We start from the raw sequence: 2,362 nt of genomic DNA, 5'->3' as shown, positions 1-2,362 counted from the left end.
GATTTCGGCTATGCTTTCCCTTGTGATGGTCCGGGTCGTGGCGGTACTTGCGATATCTCAGCTTGGGATTCGTTCTATCTGTCGATGTTCTGGATGTTGAATACCATTGGTTGGGTAACCTTCTACTGGCATTGGAAGCATCTGGGTATTTGGCAAGGGAATGTGGCTCAGTTTAATGAGTCTTCGACCTATTTAATGGGTTGGTTGCGTGATTATCTGTGGCTGAATTCGGCTCAGTTGATTAACGGGTACAACCCTTATGGGATGAATAATCTGGCGGTTTGGGCTTGGATGTTCTTATTTGGACACCTGGTTTGGGCGACTGGATTCATGTTCCTGATTAGCTGGCGCGGTTACTGGCAAGAACTGATTGAGACTCTGGTTTGGGCCCATGAGCGCACTCCTCTGGCGAACCTGGTTCGCTGGAAGGATAAGCCGGTGGCGATGTCGATTATTCAAGGTCGCTTGATTGGTTTGGCTCACTTTACGGTGGGGTATATCCTGACTTATGCGGCGTTCTTGATTGCTTCGACGGCGAGTAAGTTCGGTTAAACCGGAAACTGTTCATGAGTTGAAAAAATCCCCCGCCATCATAGCGGGGGATTTTTTATGCCCGATGCCCTCGGGACAGTTCAGGCTAGAAACGGGGTTTCTGGACGGAATTGGTGGGAATAGCCCTTCATTCGGCTGAGCAACCCGGTTTCTGGTCCTGGGGATTTAAGGCGGTACAGAGGGCCTAAAAAGAGGGTTTGGGAATAGCCGGTCGTTGTTGTCCTCCCCGCTCTTTTTTCGGAAAATTGTGATTAATCAAGGGAATGAAGCCCTTAATTAGCGATCGCTTTCAACGTAGATGAACAGCAGACCCATCACCACGGCTGGCATTAACCAGCAAACGACGGGAATCAAAATCCAAGGCAGGTAAGCAGCTGCATAAGCACCTGTCATATCTAATTTCTCCTATTTCAAGTTTTGGGTTGACGAGAGGATGATTAACGACGGTGAGTCAGTTATTTTCCTCTAAAGTGGACTTTTCAAAAATCCGAATCTGCGGGTGCAGATGAGCTAATTTTAGGTGACCCGAGGTCACAGTTCAAAACCAGCAAATTAAAGCCCTAGCAAGGGACTATCGGGCCAAACTGACATTTGGATGTCAGATTGGGAAGCCGGGGAATTCGGTATCTGGATTCCCTGAAAAAAAAGGTCTAGTTAGTTGACTAAACCCCGGAAAATGGCATCGACGCCACCCAGGTTTTCCAAGAGGAAATAGGCGACGAATGCGCCACCCATTGCACCGACGAAGAAGCCAGCGGTGAGCTGACTCCAACCTTCGGCGGTTTTCAGGGTGGTGGGGGCTTGGGGATTTTGGCTGGGGTAATCGTCATCACCTGTGACTTGGAACGAGGCAATCCCGTAGACAGACATACAGGCGGTGGCGATTAAAATTAAAGACAGGGCCGAGACTAATCCGCCTAAGTTGGCAGCTTCGGTATAGTCGCGCAGGGGGCCAAATTTAATCCAAGGGCCAACCAGGAAATAGCCGTGGGCCATCCCAATTTCGATCCCACGGAGAATGGGAGAGAGTCCTTTACGGTAGGCAGGCAGATTACCAATGAATGCCTTGGTGAAGGCAGAATCGCTAATCGGGGTGGAAAGGTGACCCACAAATGGGTCTCCCCCGTAAGGCTTCACCATTTCAATATCTCTTGCATCGGCCATATTTGTTTTTCCTCGTGGTGTGACAATCGGTAAAAGAACTTAAGGTCATATTCTAAGCAAGGAGGGGTCGCCTAGTCTCAGAATTAGTGCGTAGCTTTAAAAAACTTCATGAAAATCGCCTAAATCCCCTGGGGCTGGTAACCACTGATTTTAATTTACCCCGGTTCGGTGATTTTTGCGATCGCCATCCCAGCCTTTATTCTCTGATTGGAGCAGGTTCTGGGTTTGACCGCTGTTTCTGTTAATTTTTGTTAAGAAATTTAACAAGTTCAGGGAATAGGCAGGGTATTTCTACCCCTTCAGAAATTTTGGCACAGGTCAAGGGCGATCGCCCCGGGCCAAAAGGCAGATTTCCCCCCAATCGGGACCGAGGGTCACTCATCCACCGCCATGATTCTGGACGATTCCCCCCAACAATGGGAGGGGGCTTTTTAGAGTGAGCTAGTCTGGGGTACAACCCATTAGAAACCGGGGGTTTTAACCCCATTTCTGCTTGCTGTGTACCCCAGAAAGGTCCAAAACCTCGGTTCGTTGTCCGGGGAATCGTATCCTGTACCGAGGCTTTATATCCCTCTTCTGTCACTCTAGGTAGAGTATAATAAAAAAAAACGGCTGAAAGCCAGAGCAGGACCATGATTGCCCCAAA

Annotated in this window: 3 protein-coding genes and 1 pseudogene; 1 reads left to right on the top strand and 3 read right to left on the bottom strand. The window is 49.0% G+C overall.

All coding sequences use genetic code 11. The features are described 5' to 3' along the window. Nucleotides 1–552 (top strand): annotated as a pseudogene (psaB, locus tag NG792_RS28730) (photosystem I core protein PsaB); the annotation flags it as partial. Nucleotides 553–828: 276 nt separating this feature from the next. Here psaB and NG792_RS28725 read toward each other — a convergent pair. The 3 genes from NG792_RS28725 to NG792_RS28715 all read right to left on the bottom strand — a co-directional run. Next, nucleotides 829–945 (bottom strand): photosystem I reaction center subunit VIII, encoded by a 117-nt coding sequence (locus NG792_RS28725; protein WP_261201763.1) that lies wholly within the window; start codon nt 943–945, stop codon nt 829–831. A 261-nt stretch (nt 946–1,206) separates the two neighbouring features. After that, the gene (locus NG792_RS28720; RefSeq protein ID WP_261201762.1) at nt 1,207–1,716 is read right to left on the bottom strand and encodes a photosystem I reaction center protein subunit XI; all 510 of its coding nucleotides are present in this window, start codon (nt 1,714–1,716) and stop codon (nt 1,207–1,209) included. A 241-nt stretch (nt 1,717–1,957) separates the two neighbouring features. Beyond that, nucleotides 1,958–2,362 (bottom strand): hypothetical protein (locus NG792_RS28715; RefSeq protein ID WP_261237793.1); only part of this gene is annotated, 405 nt, incomplete at its 5' end.

It is taken from the genome of Laspinema olomoucense D3b, from assembly GCF_025370785.1.
Lineage (GTDB): Bacteria > Cyanobacteriota > Cyanobacteriia > Cyanobacteriales > Laspinemataceae > Laspinema > Laspinema olomoucense.
This window is presented reverse-complemented; position numbering and strand designations above follow the sequence as displayed.

Excerpts from the sequence above, each read along its gene's own strand:
- NG792_RS28720 (WP_261201762.1), bottom strand. The coding sequence starts at position 1,716 with ATGGCCGATGCAAGAGATATTGAAATGGTGAAGCCTTACGGGGGAGAC.
- NG792_RS28725 (WP_261201763.1), bottom strand. The coding sequence starts at position 945 with ATGACAGGTGCTTATGCAGCTGCTTACCTGCCTTGGATTTTGATTCCC.